Origin of the sequence: Roseomonas mucosa ATCC BAA-692, from assembly GCF_000622225.1 — a bacterium.
Taxonomy (GTDB): Bacteria; Pseudomonadota; Alphaproteobacteria; order Acetobacterales; family Acetobacteraceae; genus Roseomonas; species Roseomonas mucosa.
Map to the genome: position 1 here is coordinate 38414 of NZ_KK211414.1, position 15698 is coordinate 54111.

Annotated in this window: 12 protein-coding genes and 1 pseudogene; 5 read left to right on the forward strand and 8 right to left on the reverse strand. The window is 67.9% G+C overall.

What is annotated here, in order from left to right:
• On the forward strand, positions 1-279 hold a 279-nt coding region (locus BT98_RS0122285; protein WP_027297505.1), incomplete at its 5' end, for an IS5/IS1182 family transposase.
• A gap of 61 nt (positions 280-340) precedes the next feature.
• Here the strand turns inward: BT98_RS0122285 and BT98_RS0122290 are convergent.
• From BT98_RS0122290 to BT98_RS0122315, 6 genes are all read right to left on the reverse strand, one after another.
• A complete protein-coding gene (locus BT98_RS0122290) occupies positions 341-1045 on the reverse strand; it encodes an ABC transporter ATP-binding protein (protein WP_037252161.1) in 705 nt (234 codons plus the stop codon).
• Position 1046: 1 nt separating this feature from the next.
• Positions 1047-1805 (reverse strand): ABC transporter ATP-binding protein, encoded by a 759-nt coding sequence (locus tag BT98_RS0122295; RefSeq protein WP_026033570.1) that lies wholly within the window; start codon positions 1803-1805, stop codon positions 1047-1049.
• Complete coding sequence (locus BT98_RS0122300) at positions 1802-3643, reverse strand: ABC transporter permease (RefSeq protein WP_026033569.1); 1842 nt, start codon at positions 3641-3643, stop codon at positions 1802-1804. The genes BT98_RS0122295 and BT98_RS0122300 overlap by 4 nt, the downstream gene beginning before the upstream one ends.
• Before the next feature lie 21 nt (positions 3644-3664).
• On the reverse strand, positions 3665-4870 hold the full coding sequence (locus BT98_RS0122305; protein ID WP_019463132.1) for an ABC transporter substrate-binding protein: 1206 nt from the start codon (positions 4868-4870) through the stop codon (positions 3665-3667).
• 183 nt (positions 4871-5053) lie between these two features.
• Positions 5054-6085 carry a M29 family metallopeptidase gene (locus BT98_RS0122310; RefSeq protein ID WP_019463131.1) on the reverse strand — a complete coding sequence of 344 codons (1032 nt, stop codon included), beginning with the start codon at positions 6083-6085 and terminating at the stop codon, positions 5054-5056.
• Positions 6086-6361: 276 nt separating this feature from the next.
• The gene (locus BT98_RS0122315) at positions 6362-7510 is read right to left on the reverse strand and encodes an FAD-dependent monooxygenase (RefSeq protein ID WP_019463130.1); all 1149 of its coding nucleotides are present in this window, start codon (positions 7508-7510) and stop codon (positions 6362-6364) included.
• A 358-nt stretch (positions 7511-7868) separates the two neighbouring features.
• Here BT98_RS0122315 and BT98_RS0122320 point away from each other — a divergent pair, with 358 nt between their 5' ends.
• From BT98_RS0122320 to BT98_RS0122330, 3 genes are read left to right on the forward strand one after another with little or no spacing between them, the layout of a single operon-like run.
• Entirely contained in the window at positions 7869-8342 is a 474-nt protein-coding gene (locus tag BT98_RS0122320; RefSeq protein WP_019463129.1) for a MarR family winged helix-turn-helix transcriptional regulator, read from the forward strand.
• 37 nt (positions 8343-8379) lie between these two features.
• Positions 8380-8889, forward strand: a complete 510-nt coding sequence (locus tag BT98_RS0122325; RefSeq protein WP_051005037.1) for a (2Fe-2S)-binding protein — start codon at positions 8380-8382, stop codon at positions 8887-8889.
• A complete protein-coding gene (locus BT98_RS0122330) occupies positions 8886-12347 on the forward strand; it encodes a molybdopterin cofactor-binding domain-containing protein (RefSeq protein ID WP_019463127.1) in 3462 nt (1153 codons plus the stop codon). Before BT98_RS0122325 ends, BT98_RS0122330 begins: the two co-directional genes overlap by 4 nt.
• A gap of 139 nt (positions 12348-12486) precedes the next feature.
• Here the strand turns inward: BT98_RS0122330 and istB are convergent, their stop codons facing one another.
• Together istB and BT98_RS25725 are read right to left on the reverse strand one after the other, a co-directional pair.
• Positions 12487-13335, reverse strand: a complete 849-nt coding sequence (istB, locus tag BT98_RS0122335) for an IS21-like element helper ATPase IstB (RefSeq protein ID WP_019463126.1) — start codon at positions 13333-13335, stop codon at positions 12487-12489.
• Positions 13332-13904, reverse strand: a pseudogene (locus BT98_RS25725) (Mu transposase domain-containing protein); the annotation flags it as partial. The pseudogene BT98_RS25725 and the gene istB, both read right to left, overlap by 4 nt.
• Before the next feature lie 258 nt (positions 13905-14162).
• Between BT98_RS25725 and BT98_RS0122345 the strand changes: the two are divergent.
• Entirely contained in the window at positions 14163-15392 is a 1230-nt protein-coding gene (locus BT98_RS0122345) for an IS110 family RNA-guided transposase (RefSeq protein WP_019463432.1), read from the forward strand.
• The last annotated feature ends 306 nt before the right edge of the window (positions 15393-15698 follow it).

Sequence of the window (15698 nt, forward strand, 5' to 3'; positions counted from 1 at the left end):
CTGGCCTATGTCGACCAAGGCTATACGGGAAGAAAAGCAGCCGATGCTGCGAAAGCCCACGGCATCGAGTTGGAGGTAATCAGGCTGCCAGAAGCCAAGCGCGGCTTTGTCCTGCTGCCGCGGCGCTGGGTCGTCGAGCGCTCCTTTGCTTGGGCTATCCGCTTTCGGCGCCTGGTGAAGGACTACGAGCGCTACGCCAGCACTCTCGCCGACCTGCACCTTGTCGCCTTCGCCTGCATCATGCTCAAGCAGGCCGCTCAACTGGCCGCAGGTCCATAACAACCTCTAGACCAGATGTCCGTCTGAGGCGGGCCCCCCCCGCCTCAGACGGACATCTGGTCTAAACGGCCAGGTAGTTCGTCCGTGCCTTGTCATCGGCCTTCAGCGCCTCCATGCTGCCGGACCAGACGACCTGACCCTTTTCCACCACTGTCGCGTTGTCGGCGACGCCACCGGCGAAGTGAAGGTTCTGCTCCGCCAGCAGGATCGTCAGCCCCTCGGACTTCAGCGCCAGAATGGCATTGGCCATCTGTTCCACGATCACGGGCGCCAGACCTTCGCTCGGCTCGTCCAGCAGCACGAGGCGAGGGTTGCCCATCAGCGTTCGGGCGATGGTGAGCATCTGCTGCTCGCCGCCGCTCATCCGGCCGCCGGGGCGGTCCTTCATGCGGCCGAGATTGGGGAACAGGTCGAAGAGGCGCTCGGGCGTCCAGGCCAGCATTGGCCCGCGCGCGGGCTGGCGGCCGACCTCCAAATTCTCCATCACCGTGAGGTCCGCGAAGACGCGGCGGTCCTCCGGCACGTAGCCGATGCCGCGGCGGGCGATGCGGTGCGGCTCCTCTCCTGCGATCTCCGTGCCGTCGAAGGTTACCCTGCCACTCGTCGGGCGCACGAGGCCGATGATGGACTTCATCGTCGTGCTCTTGCCGGCGCCGTTGCGGCCCAGCAGCACGCGCACCTCGCCGGCGGCGATGGTGAAGCTCATGCCCTGCAGGATATGGGCGCGGCCGTAATGGGTGTTCAGCCCCTCCACGGTGAGCAGCATGTCAGTGTCCTCCGCTCGTCGCGCCGGTGCCGAGATAGATCTCGCGCACGGCGGGGTTAGCGCGGATGGAGGTGCCGTTGCCTTCCGCGATGAGCGTGCCGCGGTTCAGCACCAGGATCCGGTCTGACACGTCGAAGACCACGTCCATGTCGTGCTCGGTGAAGAGGACGGCGATACCGCGCTCGGTGGCAAGGCGGCGGGTGAGCTTCATCAGCCCGACGCGCTCCGCAGGGGCCATGCCGGCCGTGGGCTCGTCCATCAGCAGCAGGCGCGGCCCGTTGCCCAGGGCGATGGCAAGCTCCAACCTCTTGAGATCACCATAGGCGAGGACGCCGGTCGCACGGTCCGCCTGCGCCTCCAGACCGACCTGTGCGAGCAGCGCGTCGGCCTCGCCGGCATGGAGGCCGGAGACGGAGCGCCAGAAGTCCCAGATCTGTCGGTGGTGAGACAGCAGCGCCATCTGCACGTTCTCGCGCACCGTCATGGAGCCGAAGGTGGCGGTGATCTGGAAGGTGCGTCCGACGCCCGCGCGGGAGATGGCGCGGGGGGAAAGGCCGGTGATGGCCCGGCCATCCAGCAGGACGGAGCCCGCATCCGGCCGGAGCTGACCGCCGACCATGTTGAAGCAGGTCGACTTGCCGGCGCCGTTGGGACCGATCAGCGCCAGCATCTCGCCCGGGGTAACAGTGAAGGAGACATCGCTGACGGCCTGAACGCCACCGAAGGACTTGCCCAGCCCCTCGACCACAAGAATGCTCATGCCTCCCGACCCCGCAGCCAGAGGCGCCGGACGGCGCCCGCGATGCCCTCCGGGAAGGCGATGACGAGGAAGACGATGACGGCGCCGAGCACGAGGCGCCAGAGGTCCGTGGAACGCACGAGGATGTCGGCGAGGCCGGTATAGATGATGGCGCCGATGATTGGGCCGGCCATGGTCTGGAGGCCGCCGAGCAGCACCATGAGGAGTGCCTCCACCGAGTGGGAGATGGTGATGTAGGTCGGGAAGATGCTTCCCTTGCCGTAGGAGAAGAGTGCTCCGGCCAAGCCGCAGGCGCTGCCCGCGACGACGATGGCCGCGATACGCAACCCTGTCACATCCAGCCCGATGGAACGGGCGCGGGCGGTGGAATCCCGTGCGGCGCGCAACGCGTAGCCGTAGGGCGCATAGAGCGCACGGCGCAACAGGAGGGCGACGCCCACGGAGAGAACCAGGGCCAGCCAGTAGAAGGCGCGCGCATCCGCCGCCCAGGCCGGGCGCACGAGGCCGAGCAGGCCATTGTCGCCGCCGGTGACGTCCACCCATTGGAAGGCGATGGCCCAGACGATCTGCGCGAAGGCCAGGGTGAGCATGGAAAGATAGACACCCGACAGCCGCACGACGAACCATCCGAAGACCGCCGCCACGATCCCGGCCGCGGCAGGCGCCGCCAGCAGGCCGACCGGCATGGGGGCGGAGAGCCACTGCAGCAGCAGCCCCGCCACATAGGCCCCGATGCCGAACCAAGCCGCGTGGCCGAAGCTGGCCATGCCGCCGGGGCCCATCATGAAATGGAGTGAAGTGGCAAAGAGGATGGCGACAAGGGCATCGGTAAGCACGATCAGCGTGTACTCGCCGACCAGGAAGGGAGCGGCGACCGCGACCAACAGGGCGGCGAGGCCCAGCAGCCGCAGTGCGGGTGGGGCAGGGCGCACCACCGGGGCAGCCACGATTGCCTCACGCGCCTCGGTCTGGGCACGGCCGAGCAGGCCATTGGGACGGAAGATCAGGACGACCGCCATGACGAGGAAGACAAGGACGAGCGTGATCTTCGGTACGAGCACGATCCCGAAGGCCTGCAGGATGCCGATCAGCAGGCTGGCGAGGAAGGCACCGCCGAGGCTGCCCAGGCCACCGACCACCACCACCACGAAAGCGTCCGTGATCACCGAAAGATCGATGCCGAGATTGGCCGAGGAATTCGGCAGGGACAGCGCCCCACCCAGCCCCGCCAGCCCGGCGCCGAGTGCGAAGACCGTGGTGAAAATGGTGCGCTGGTTCACGCCCAGCGCCGCCACCATGTCGCGGTCCAGCGTCGCGGCGCGCACCAGCGTGCCCCAGCGCGTACGGTTCATCAGGAGCCAGAGCAGGCCGAGGACGACGGGGCCGACCGCGATGAGGATGAGGTCGTAGAAAGGAAAGCGGTTGTCCGCGATCTCCACGAAGCCGCGCATCCAGCGCGGGCGGGGCAGCGGGAGCTCCACCGGCCCCCAGAGCCGGAGCGTGACGTCCTGCAGCACGAGCACCACGCCGAAGGTGGCCAGCAGTTGGAAGAGTTCCGGCGCGCGGTAGATGCGGCGAAGCACGGTCAGTTCCAGCGCTGCGCCGATGGCGGCGGTGACGAGCGCCGTGGCGAGGACGCCGAGGATGAACCAGGTGGGATCCCGTGGCAGATGGGTCAGGATCGTCCAGCCGATATAGGCCCCGAGCATCGTCAGCGAGCCATGCGAGAAGTTCACGATCCGGGTGACGCCGAAGATGATCGTCAACCCTGACGCCACGAGGAAAAGCGACGAGGCTCCGGTGAGCCCGGTCAGCAGTTGGGGAAGGATACTGTCCATGGAGCGGCCGGAGACCCGTTCTTAGTTCGCGCTCGCTGGGCGCAGGCTTCGCACCACATCGTCGTTGGGCAGCAGGTCCCGGCCGTCGATATAGCGCCAGTCCGCCAGCACGCCGGCATTGTCCTTCAGGGCGGTCTTGCCCACGAAGACGCCGAGAGTGCCCTGCTGGTCGATGGCGCGGTATTCGCAAGTGCCGGCGGGTGTGTCGAAGCGGACTCCGCGGAAACCCTCCACCATCCGTTCCTGCTCCGTCGAACCGGCCCGGACGATGCCGGCCGCGATGGACTGGATCAGCGAATAGCCGACGAGCGAGCCGCACATCGGTTTGGCATTGAACTTCTGCCGATAAGCGGCGGCGAACGCCTTATGGGCAGGGGTGTCGATCTGCTCGCCGGGATAGCCGGTGACGATCCAGCCCTCCGGTGCTTCGTCGCCCAGGGGGTCGAGGTATTCGGGCTCACCGGTCAGAAGGGAAGCCACGCTGCGCTTCTCGAACAGGCCGCGCGTGTTGCCCTGGCGGACGAAATTGGTGAGGTCCGGGCCAAAGAGGACATTGAAGATGCCGTCGGGCTTCATCGCCTCCAGCGCCTGCGCCGTCGCGCCGGCGTCCACGCGGCCGAGTGCCGGCCACTGCTCGCCCACGAAGGTCACGTCCGGCCGCTTGGCAAGGAGGAGCTGCTTGAACCACTTCACGCCGGACTGGCCGAACTCGTAGTTAGGGGAGACGGTGGCCCAGCGCTTGGCCGGCAGTTCCGCGGCTTCCTCCGCCAGGATGGAGGCCTGCATGTAGGTAGAGGGGCGCAGGCGGAAAGTGTACCGGTTGCCCTTCTCCCAGACCATCGCGTCGGTCAGCGGCTCGCCGCCGACATAGAGGCGCTTGTTCTGAAGCGCGAACTCGCTGAGCGCGAGGCCGACATTGGAAAGGTACGCGCCGGCGAGCACGTCCACCTTCACGTCGTTCACCAGCTCACCCGCCAGACGCACGGCGTCCTGTGGGCGGCCGGCATCGTCGCGCGTGATCAACTCCAGCGGACGACCGAGCACGCCGCCCTTCGCGTTCACGCCGTCCACCGCCATCTGCATGGCGTTACGGTAGGGGATCGTGAAGGCGGGGTTGGCGGTATAGGAGTTGATCTCGCCGATGCGGATCGGGTTGTTCCCCTGGGCACGCAGCAGGCCGGGCAGTGCGACCGCACCCGACGCGCCGAGAAGGAAGCGTCGTGTCATTTGCATGGTGCTACTCCTGGTTGAATATCGCGGTATAGGAATGATGGCTCCGTCACGGTCTCCGCCTTAGTCATCGATGACATCCGGCCGACCGAGCCTTCCGGGCACATCGTCATGGGGGTCCGGTACGGGGGCGGTACGGATGCGGGACGCGCCCCAGGGAGCACGGAGCCGCTGGGAGCATCAGGAAGCGGACATTCTCATCTCCGCCACGACCAGGTCGCCGTCGAGAACGATCGGGGCATCGTCCAGGAAGAGCGAGCATCCGCGCATGGGGATGTCCAGGTGGCAGGCCGTATCGTTCGGACCGCCGAGCTCGTTGTTCGGACCGGTGGAGAACATGACATTGCCGTAGAAGGAGCGGGGCTCCATGCCCATGCCGCCCGGAAAGGCACCGGGGACCATGCCGTGCCACTTCGCATGAGGGTTCATGCCCCAGCCGACATGACTCATGCCCATCCCACGGGGATCGTTGAAGGCGGCCATATAGGACTTCACCAACTCGGCCTCCAGACCGCCGCGGATGTCGCGGATCCAGCCTTTCTCGATGGTGTAGGTGATCGGCTCGCGCACATACATGTTCTGCGGGAGCAGGATGTCGCCGGGCGCGACGACGATGGTGCCATCGACGCCGTCGTCATCCCCGCCGCTGAAGACGAAGCCGGAAGGCCAGTGGTCCCAGCGGCCGGGCTCGTCGGTGCAGGCGTATTCCGCCACGGTCGGGTAGGTGTTCAGCTTGTAGGTCACGTCGGTCCCGTGCGGCGAGGTGATGCGCATCACCTTGGCGCGGGACAGGTACTCGGCGCCGATCTCGACCTTTTCGCGCAGTTCCTTCGTCGGCAGCATGCGCGCCAGGAGCTCCGGCGGCTCCACGGCGGTCAGCACCCGCGTGCCCGCGGCCTGGATCTCCATCTGTTCCGGCGAGAACAGAAGGAATATGCAATCGATCAGCATATCCGCGGCCTTGAGGGCCTCCACGGCCTCGGGCATCGCGGCAAGTCCCGTCTGGCCCACGGCCCAGGTGCCCACGGGCGGCGGAGCCGGCAAGCGCATGTGATACATCCGCGCGCCAAGGCGCTGGCCGGCCGCCATGAAGGCATCGGCATAGTCCAAGCGCTCGCTACCTTGCGTCAGGACAACGAGCTTCTCGCCCTCGTGGACACCGGACATCTTCAACTGGTGAAGGCAGATCTCGGTGAAGCTGGAATGGTCCATTTCGTTCTCCGAAGGTGCCGCCCGAACTCACGGATTGACGCTTCCGGGCCGATGGATGCGAGGGGGATGGGGCGCCAATGGGATGTCAGACGGGAGACGGCCTCGTCCAACGAAAACACGTTGCCGTATTTCGGAGCGATTCGAAAGAATTCGCCGGCTGGGCCGCGATCTGCGTGTCCATCGGGTGACGGCGGGTGGTGACGCCCCGCATCCCGTCGGCGCCGCAGTCGCGCATGCCGAGCCCGGTGTTGACACCGCCTCTGACGGGCTGCGCCTTCACGTGGCCGCCCCTTTCCACAACGGATGGGCGAAGACGTCATAGGCGAAGACCCAGGCCGGATCCTCCTGCGTCCGTAGCCAGGTGTTGGCGTTGGACACGGCCTGGACACGCGACGCGCGTTCCCGCCGGTTCGCCTCGTAGAGGCGGAAGCCCGTGCCATGGTCGGAGAGCCCGGTTTCAGCCAGGCAGCGCGCCAGCATCGCGCCGTCCTCGATCGCCATCGCCGCGCCCTGGGCCATATGCGGTTTCATCGGGTGGCAGGCATCGCCCAGCAGCACGATACGGCCGCGGCTCCAGACCGGCAGGGGGCTGCGGTTCAGCAGGGGCCATTTCGAAATGTCGTCGGCGGCATCGATCAGCGCCTGGACCTCGGGGTGGTAGCCGGCGAAGGCCTCGCGCATCTCCTCGCGGCTGGAGGGCAGGGAGTTACCGTCGAAATCCCAGGCCGGGTGCGGAACGCCGGTGACGAAGTAGTACTCCCCGCGGTCGGCCGTGGTGAAATAGGCCATCATGTGCCGGTCGTCGGTCCACCATTTCACGCAGGGCTCGAAGTCGAAGCCGTACCTCGCCAGCCGATCGCCCGGGATCAAAGCGCGATGGGCGACCCAGCCGCTGTAGTTGGGCTTTTCCACGCCCAGCAGCGCCTCGCGCAGGCGGGAATTGATGCCGTCGGCCCCGACGACGATGTCGGCGCGGTAGGTGCTGCCGTCGGCGAAGGACAGTTCGACACCGGAGCCGTCATCGACGACACCGGTCAGGCACTTGTCGAACCGGACCGCCCCATCGGCGATCGCCGCGATCTGCATCCTGTGCAGGTCGCCCCGGTGGATGGTCACGTAGGCCGCGCCGTACTCCTTCAGTGCGTACTCGCCGAGTGGGATCCGCGACAGGTAATCGCCTGTCGCGCCGTCGCGGCTCATCCAGAAATCGGGATGCGAGCCGAGCGCCGCCACCGCGTCCTCGATGCCCATGTGACGAAAGATCTTCATCACATTGGGGCCCATGTGGATACCGGCTCCGAGCCGGGAGAACGCCGGGGCCTGCTCGAACACGGCGACCTCGAAGCCCGCACGCTGCAACAGCGCGGCGGCGCAAGCCCCGCCGAGCCCTGCCCCCACCACGGCGATCCGCTGCGTCCTGGTCATACAGGCAATCCTCCAGCCCTCACATGGGCACCCGCGGCTTCATAGGGTGTACGCTATTAACCATTCAATGAAGGCCAGATTCAATGCTTCATTTCAGGCGCCATCCTGCTTAATTAGGAAGCATAAGAGAAGAAAATCGGCGTATTGACAGGAAGCGGGAACGAAGTAAGAAAATAACGTACACGCTATGTATTCTGGGGTCACGCCATGCCCGCCGATCTGCGATGCACGTCCGGCGCCGTGCTGCGCCCGCCATACCGGCGCCCCTTGTCCGGAAGGAAGCAAGAGCGGCTTGCCATGCCGCCCCGCTCGGCCATAGTTCCGCGACGTCCAATACAGGTGAAAGCGAGTGTCGAGGGTGCGTCAGACGGAAGAGGCTCCGGAAGACGATGCGGCGGAGGGCCGGAACGAGGGCTACGTCGTCACGGATCAGGTCGGCTATCTGCTACGGCGGGCCTATCAGCGTCACCTCGCCATCTTCCAGGCGAACACCGTCGATCCGCAGCTGACGAGCGTGCAGTTCGCCACGCTGTGCGCGCTACGGGAGGGCGGGCCGCAGGCACAGGGCGAACTGGTCAAGGCAACCTCCATCGATCAGGCCACCATCCGCGGCATTGTGGAGCGGCTGAAGGCGCGCGGCTTGGTCGCCTTCTCCAAGGATCGCGACGACGCGCGGAAGGTGATCTACTCCCTCACCGGCGAAGGCACGCGGCTGGTGAGCGAGATGATTGCGCCCGCCATCACCATCACCGAGCAGACCTTCGGACAGCTCAATCCCGGCGAGCGTCTCGCACTCCTCTTCACGTTGCGCCGCATGATCGGCGAAGCATAGCCCGCCTCCCACATCACGGTGCGAGGCGTCGCGGGTGCTGAGTCCCGCGGCCACGGTGACACTCCGTGTCAACGGGCGGGAGACGACCGTGGAAGCGCGACCCTGCACGCCCCTCCTGCATGTCCTGCGCAACGACCTTGCGCTCAACGGCCCGAAATTCGGCTGTGGCCTGGGTGAGTGTGGGGCCTGCGCCGTGCTGATCGACGGACGCGTCGCGCGATCCTGCACGGTGCCGCTGCACCGGGCGGTGGGCCGCGACATCACCACGCTGGAGGGCCTGGGGAGCCTGGCCGCGCCGCATCCGGTGCAGGCCGCCTTCATCGAGCAGCAGGCCGCGCAGTGCGGCTACTGCCTCAACGGCATGATCATGGCGACCGTGGCGCTGCTGTCACGGAACCCCGATCCGGACGATGCTGCCATCCGGCACGCGCTGCGCCACCATCTTTGCCGCTGCGGCACGCATGTCGAGATCCTGAACGCGGTGCGCGCCGCGGCGAGGCGGCTGCGGCCTGCCACTGGACCCGAGAATGTGGGGAGCCCGCCATGACACGACCCGAGGACCGTGCCGCCGCCTCCTACCGGGCCGATCCGGATGTCCTGACCGTTTCCCGCATGGCGCCGGTGGGCGAGGAAATCCTCATCGCCGTGCACGCCGATGGCGGCGTCACCGCGTTCAACGGCCATGTCGATCTGGGAACGGGCATCCGTACGGCGCTGGCACAGATCGTCGCGGAGGAGCTTTGCGTGCCCGTGGAACGGGTGACAATGGTCCTGGGAACGACCTCCGCCGCGCCCGATCAGGGCGCGACGATCGCGAGCGAGACGATCCAGATCGCCGCCGCCCCGCTCGCCCGCGCCGCCGCCACCGCGCGCGCCTTCTTCCTGCGGGAAGGGGCGCGGCTGCTCGGCCAGCCTGAAGCGGAAGCCAGGGTTTCCGACGGCAGCGTGACGGTGAGGGTGCCGGGGAATGCCTTCATACCCTTCGGCGACATGGTTGCCGGCCGCGCCATCCGTCTGCGGATCGATCCCGATGCCCCGCTCCTGCCGCGTTCGGAGCACCGGGTGGTCGGCCGGGCGCAGCCGCGCATCGACATCCCGGCCAAGGCCACCGGGAGTTTCACCTATGTTCACGACGTGCGGGTGCCGGGCATGCTCCACGGCCGCGTCGTGCGCCCGCCTTACACCGGCTTCGATGCCGGGTCACATGTGGGCAGCAGCCTCCTCTCGGTGGATGAGGCCTCCGTCGCGGATGTTCCCGGCTTGGTGGCGGTGGTCGCGATCGGCGACTTCCTGGGCGTCGTCGCGCGGCGCGAGGAGGATGCGATCGAGGCGATGCGGAAGCTTGCGGTGGAATGGCGCGCGCCGCCTGCCATCCCGGACCTGAACGATCCCGAGACCCCCCTGCGGGACAACCCTTCCTCGGCGCGCGTCCTGGCCGACCGTGGCGACATCGCCCAGGTCTGCTCCGGCAGTGCCAAGCCTCTGGACCGGACCTATGTCTGGCCCTACCAGATGCACGCCTCGATCGGCCCGTCCTGCGCCGTGGCGGATTGGCGGCCAGACGGGCTCACGGTCTGGTCCGGGACGCAGAATCCCTTTCCCATGCGCGCGGACCTGTCCCGGCTGCTCGACATGCCGGAGGACGCGATCGTCGTCGAGCGGCTGGAGGCCGCGGGCTGCTACGGCCGCAACTGCGCCGACGACGTGACCGCCGACGCGGCGCTCCTGTCGCGCGCCGTGGGGGCACCCGTGCGGGTCCAGCTGACGCGCGAACAGGAGCACGCCTGGGAGCCCAAGGGCGCGGCGCAGGTGATCGACGTGCGCGGCGCGCTGGACCTGGAGGGCGGGCCGGCCTTCTACGACTTCGAGACGCGCTACCCATCGAATCTCGCCCCGACCCTGCCGCTGATCCTGACCGGCAAGGTCGCGCCTGTCGCCGATATCGCGCAGATGGGCGACCGGACCGCAATCCCGCCCTACGCGATCCCGAACCTCCGGGTCACCGTCCACGACATGCCCCCCCTGGCGCGCGCGTCGTGGTTCCGCGGCGTGTCGGCGATGCCGAACACCTTCGCCCACGAATCCTTCATGGACGAGCTGGCGGTCGCGGCGGGGATCGATCCGATCGAGTACCGCCTGCGCTACCTGACCGACACGCGCGCGATCGACCTCGTGCGCGCGGTGGCGGAGCGCGCGGCCTGGCGCCCGCACACGGAACCCTTCACCCATGGCCGCGCGGGGGACATCCTGTACGGGCGCGGCTTCGCCTATGCGGTCTATGTGCACGGGAAGTTCCCCGGCACAGCCGCGGCCTGGGCCGCCTGGGTCACCGATGTTGCGGTGAACACCGCGACCGGGGAAATCGCCGTCACGCGGGTGGTCTGCGGCCAGGACACCGGCCAAGTCATCAATCCCGCCGGCGTGCAACACCAGATCCACGGCAACGTCATCCAGTCCACGAGCCGGGTCCTGAAGGAGCAGGTGCGCTTCTCGGAAACCGGTGTGTCGAGCCTCGAATGGGGCGCCTATCCCATCATCACCTTCCCCGAGGTGCCGGAGATCGACGTGCTGCTGGTGCCCCGGCCCGATGACCCGCCGCTCGGCGCGGGGGAATCCGCCTCCGTGCCCAGCGCCGCCGCGATCTGCAATGCCGTCTTCGACGCGACGGGCGTCCGCTTCCGCGAACTCCCGCTGACGCCGGAAAAGGTCCGGGCCGCGCTCAACCCATTGCCCCCTCCCACGCCCCCGGCGCCCGTGGCACCGCCGCGCGGCGCTCGCTGGAAGTGGCCACTGCGGGGGCTCGTCGCCGGGGTGGTGGCCGCCGGCGCGGCCATTCTGCCATGGCGTCCCGCGATCGCACCCATCGAGCGTCCGGGCACCGATCTGTACTCCGCCGCCACCATCGAGCGCGGGCGACTGGCCGCCGCGGCCGGCGCCTGCAACGTCTGCCATGTCGGCACCGATGGCATGGCCTTCGGTGGAGGGCGACCTACCGAGACGCCTTTCGGCGTCGTCTATGCCTCCAACATCTCCGCCGACCCTGCGGCGGGGATCGGGGCCTGGAGCTACGCCGCCTTCGCACGGGCGATGCGGGAGGGAGTGTCACGCGACGGCCACCTCCTGTATCCCGCCCATCCCTACACATCCTTCGCCAAGGCGGCCGAGGCGGATATCCAGGCGCTCTACGCCTATCTGGCGGCGCAGCCGGCCTCGCCCGCCAGGACGCCGGTAACCGATCTGCGCTTCCCCTTCGGCATCCGCCCGATGATGGCGGCCTGGAACGCCCTGTTCCTGCGGCCGCAACGGCTGGCGGATCCTGACCGCGGCGCGGAATGGAACCGCGGCGCCGAGCTCGTCGAAGGGCTGGGGCACTGTTCCGCCTGTCATTCTCCCCGCAACGTGCTCGGCGCGGAACGGACCGGGGCCTCGCACCTGTCGGGCGGCTTCGCGGATGGCTGGCACGCACCCGCGCTCAGCGCCGCGTCGATGTCCCCGGTGGGTTGGACGCGGGAGGCCTACTACAGCTACCTCCGCACGGGGCATTCACGGGATCACGGCTCCGCCGCAGGGCCGATGGCGCATGTGATCGAATCCTTCCGCGATCTCCCTGACGCGGACATACGGGCGATGGCGACCTATCTCGCGAGCCTGGGTTCGGGCACGGCCAACGCCGATCCAGAACCCGTCATCGCTGCGTCGGAGGCCGCGCTTGCACAAGCTGCGTGGGCCGAGCCCCTCGGCGCCCAGGTCTTCGAGGGCGCCTGCGCGTCCTGTCACGGCGGCGACCTGCGGATCCCGCATCTGGCACTGAACACCAATCTGCACGCTGCCAGCCCTAACAACGTCGTCCAGGCTGTTCGGAATGGCATTCCGGGTCATGCCTGGGGTACGGAAGAGCCGGTCGCCATGTCGGGTTTCGGCAGCACGCTCGATCCGAAGGCTTTGGAGGCGGTGATCCGCTACATGCGGCTGCGCTTCGCGCCCGGGCAGCCAGCTTGGAGATAGGCGCCCTGGCTGCGCGGCAACCCACACCGGGCGACCAGGGCGAGGGCGATCGTTGGCGGATTTGGTCCAGCGGTAAGGTTTGTCAATGCTACTCGTGAGTTCCCCAAAACGGCTGGACGAAAATTCCCCAGTCCGGCTGCTATGGGGCGGTGGCCGGCTCGGTGGGGTGTGCCTTGCGTGGTCTGCCGCGGCGACGGGGTGGGGTTTCCACTGGAGGCGCATGCCGTGTGGCGGTTTCCGGCAGCAGGTCGGCATGTCGGCGGAGGCGGTAGCTGGCGCCCTCGATGCGGATGACGACGGCGTGGTGCAAAAGACGGTCCAGCAAGGCTGAAGCGACCACGGGGCCGCCGAAGACCTCACCCCATTCGGCGAAGCCGCGGTTCGAGGTCAGGATCATGGCGCCGCGTTCATAGCGGGAGTTGACCAATTGGAAGAACAGGTTGCCGCCGCCGGCGATGACGGGCAGGTAGCCGATCTCGTCGACGACGAGCAGTTGCGGCCGGCACAGGAAGCGAATCCGCTCACGCAAGCTTCCTTCGCGTTCGGCCTTGGCGAGTGAGCCGATGAGTTCGGCCAGGGTGGTGAAGTAGACGCTACGGCCGGCCTTCACGGCCTCGACGGCCAACGCGATCGCCAGATGGGTTTTGCCGCAGCCGGGCTGGCCGAGAAAATGGATCACCTCGTGGCGGTCGATGAAGTCGAGCTCGGTGAGGATGCGGTTGCGATCGAGGGATGGCTGGAAGGCGAAGTCGAAGCCTGCCAACGTCTTGACGTTGACCAGCCGCCCCATCTTGAGCGCCGCCTTCAGCCGGCGGTTCTCGCGCAGGCTGAGCTCCTCGTCGAGCAGGTGGTCGATCGCTTCGAGGGCGGAGATCTCGCCGCGCTCGAGCTGGCGCAGCAGGTGTTCGAGTACCTCGAGCGAGCGCGGCATCCTGAGGCCGACGAGGTGCCGGCGGATGCGGTCGAGCGTGGTGGGGCCGGCGCTCATCGGGCCGGCTCCCCGGCGGCGAGCCGGCGGCCGATCGCCTCGTAGATGGCGAGCGAGCGCGAGGCGATGCTGGCCGCCGCATCCTGGGGCGGCGGCTTGGCGGCGCCCTCGCGCGGGGTGGTGCTGTTGTGGGGCGGCGGCAGGGTGCGATGGCCTTCGGCGATGCGCCGCCTGCCACGCCCGTCGAGGATGGGATGAGCGGCGATCAGCATGCCGGCCTCGAGGATCCGTACCTCAGACGCCGTGACCTGGACCTCGACCGGGCGACGGCGGGTACCGTCGGGGACGGAGTAGAGGTTGCCGCCCACCGAGACCATGCCCTCGCGCGTGATGCGCCGCTCGAGGCCGAGCACGGCCTCGTAGGGGCCGGCCGGCAGCGGCCGTAGCGCCGGTCGTTCCTCGGCGAAGTGCTCGACGACGATCCGCCGCGTCGTGGCATGCAGGCGGCGGTTGGCGACCTGGTCGAGCCACTGGCGGAACTGGGCGTTCAGATCGTCGAGGCTGCGGAAGCTGCGGGCGAGGAAGAAGTCCTCGCGGACGTAGCGGAAGGGCCGCTCCACCTTGCCCTTATCCGGCATGATGGCCTCGGTGCCCCGATGTTTCTGCTGATCCTGGTGGATCGGCGCTATGGTGAGACCATCCGGGACATGGGGCACCGGGAGCACGCAAGTGCGGGCAGGCCGACGCATGAACCATGGGCTGCGAGCCCGAAGCTTTATCTGGCCGCCCCTGCGGCTCGCCCGGATGCGCTGCGAGCGCGGATCCGTAGTTGCCGTGTTGCCCGTCGGCTCCCGTTACGTGGAACAGGAAGGCAAGGAGGCAGGCCGGTGAGGATCGTGGGACTGGATATCCACCGCGTGTTCGCCGAGGCGGTGATGCTGGATGACGGCAAGGTCGTCCGCCTCGGGCGGGTCGGCATGACGCGAGACCATCTGGAGGCATTTGCCCGAACGCTGACGCACGACGACCACGTCGTGGTGGAGGCGACTGGAAATGCCGCAGCGGTGGTGGAAGTGATCGCACCGCACGTCGGGCACGTCGTCATCGCCAACCCGCGTCAGGTGCGGCTGATCGCGCATGCCAAGATCAAGACCGATACCATTGACGCAACGGTCCTGGCGAAGCTCTACGCCAGCAACTTCCTGCCCGAGGTCTGGGTTCCGGACGCGAGGACCCTGGCACTGCGGCGGCAGGTCACGCGGCGCAACCAGATCGTGCGCCAGAGGGTACGGCTGAAGACCATCACGCAATCCATCCTGCACGCTCACCTCGTGCCGCAGTGCCCGCACGCTGACCTGTTCGGCCACCGGGGGCGGTCCTGGCTGCTGGCCCAGCACCTGCCGGCGGACGAGCGGGAGGCGGTTGAACGGCACCTGCGCGAGTACGACCGGCTGAGCGAGGACCTCAAAGTCATCGAGCGCGAGCTGGCGCGCGATGCTCTGGCCGATGCCAGCATCCAGCGCCTGATGACCGTCCCGGGAAGCGACATGGTGGTGGCGCTTGGACTGTCAGCTGCCATCGGGCCAATCTCGCGGTTCCAGGGCCCGGACCAACTCGTCGCCTATCTCGGCCTGAACCCGAGCGTCCATCAGTCCGGCGAGGGGCGGCCCCAGCACGGCCGCATCACCAAGCAGGGTCGGGCCCATACCCGGACCATGCTGGTCGAGGCCGCCTGGCAGGCCGTGCGCGGGCCGGGTCCGTTGCGGGCGTTCTACCAGCGGGTCGCAGCCAGGCGCGGCAATCACATCGCCGCCGTCGCGGTCGCCAGGAAGCTGACCGTGATCGTTTGGCACATGCTGACCAAAGGCGAGGACTACGCCGGGGTCAGGCCCGCCTTGCACGCCAAGAAGCTGCGGGATCTGGAACTGCGCTCGGGGCAGCCGGAGCGGCGTGGGCAGCGGGGCTCTGCCTACGAGTACAACCTGACCCGCACCCGGCAGGAAGAGAAGCGCCGGGGCGAGCAGGCCGAAACCGCCTACCGGCGCCTGACCGAGGGCTGGACCAAACGGGGGAGGCGGGTGCCCACGGGTGCCGCAAAGGAGGCGCGACTGTCATAGGCGGCGCGGCGGGGCTTGCACCTCCAGGTCCCACTCTGTGCCACGCGGTCACCCGTGAGCAGAGGGAGAATAGCATCGAGATCAGAATAGGGCTGTTCAATCTCATCCGTGGGGGCTTGGGTCGGTTAGGAGGCGGCCATCATATCTGCGGCTGATTTGGGTGGGCGACCGCGGCGCTTGGGTTGTGGCCCCGGATGGGAGCTGGGCGGTGGTGTACCGCCCGCGGTTGGTGAGACACCGTGATTGAGCCTACGCGGCGAGTGCCGCGGATGAAAGCTGTTCTGCGCGGATGGTGCTGGGTGAGTT